Source organism: Thalassobellus citreus, assembly GCF_044385915.1.
In the GTDB taxonomy this organism is placed as follows: Bacteria; Bacteroidota; Bacteroidia; order Flavobacteriales; family Flavobacteriaceae; genus Thalassobellus; species Thalassobellus citreus.
Map to the genome: position 1 here is coordinate 1 of NZ_JBISCC010000052.1, position 1,419 is coordinate 1,419.

1 protein-coding gene is annotated in these 1,419 nt (G+C 35.0%); it reads left to right on the top strand.

Features of this window, described 5'->3' with window-relative positions; translation table 11 throughout:
- Positions 1-1,419, top strand: a 1,419-nt coding sequence (locus tag ACH5TX_RS00250; protein ID WP_439337558.1) for a M14 family zinc carboxypeptidase, incomplete at both ends; no start/stop codon positions are given.

Here is a 1,419-nt window from a genome sequence, read left to right on the forward strand (position 1 = left end):
ACCAAAGACTTATCTATTGTTAATTTCGATGCTAAAACAAAAACTGTTACAGCATGGGCTAACGAAAATCAGTTTAGAGTGTTTCAATCTAAAAACATTTCTTTTAAAGTTCCTACAAGCGAAAATGAAGTAGATCCTAATATTATATACGATAATAAAAAATCTAAAAAATCTAGTTCTACTTCTAAGAGTTTAGCAAACACACTTTCGTTTCCTGTTGCTAACTACCCTACCTATGCGCAATATGCTCAACAAATGCAAGATTTTCAAAATGATAATCCTACACTTGTGCAAAAAATAAGTCTTGGTAGTACTGCCGAAAATGATGGAAAAGAATTATTGTTTGTAAAAATATCTGATAATGTAACTACCGACGAACAAGAGCCTAAACTTATGTTTACCTCTTCTATGCATGGTGATGAAATTGCCGGATACCCTATGATGCTCAGTCTTATTGACTATATTTTAACGGTCTATGCAGATACAGGTCATGCTGATCATGCGAGAGTTAAAAATTTAGTTGAAAATGCTGAAATTTGGATTAACCCAAGTGCTAACCCTGATGGTACTTACTATGGAAGCGCTAACAACACATCGGTTACTGGTGCAAGAAGAGGTAATTTTTATAATATCGATTTAAATAGAAACTATCCTGATAATCTAGCAGGTCCTCATGATGACGGTAACGCTTATCAAACTGAAACATTAGCGTTTATGGCTTTAGCGGATGCCCAACATTTTGTAATCTCCGCTAACTTTCATGGAGGAACTGAGCTATTTAATTATCCGTTTGATAATGCATATGTAAGCCAACACACACACCCTGATGGAGATTGGTTTGAATTTACTGGTGTAGAATATGCTACTCATGCTCAAAATGATAGTGATGCTTTAGGGGATACAACATATATGACTGCTGATGATGACAGTAACGTATATCCTAGTCCTGGTGTAACTCATGGTGCTGAATGGTATCGTGTTTATGGTGGAAGACAAGATTACATGAATGCTTACCAACAATGTAAAGAGGTTACTATTGAGCTTTCCGATACTAAAATTCTTCCTGAAAGTCAATTAGTTAATTACTGGCTTTATAACCGTGATGCGTTATTAGACTACTTAACTCAAGGTACTTATGGTTTTAGAGGTATTGTTAAAGATGCCAATACAAATACACCTATTCAGGCAACTGTTACACTTGTTGGTCATGATGCCTATGGTTCGCATACCTTTTCTGATGCTAATGATGGTGATTTTTACAGACCTGTAAAAGCTGGTACTTACGATATTTTATTTGAAGCGGATTGTTATCAATCGCTTACCCTTTCTAATCAAACCATTAATGATTATCAAACTATTAATTTAGCAGATGTATTGTTAACTCCTACATCTTCTGCTGTTCCTACTAATTTAGCTGCT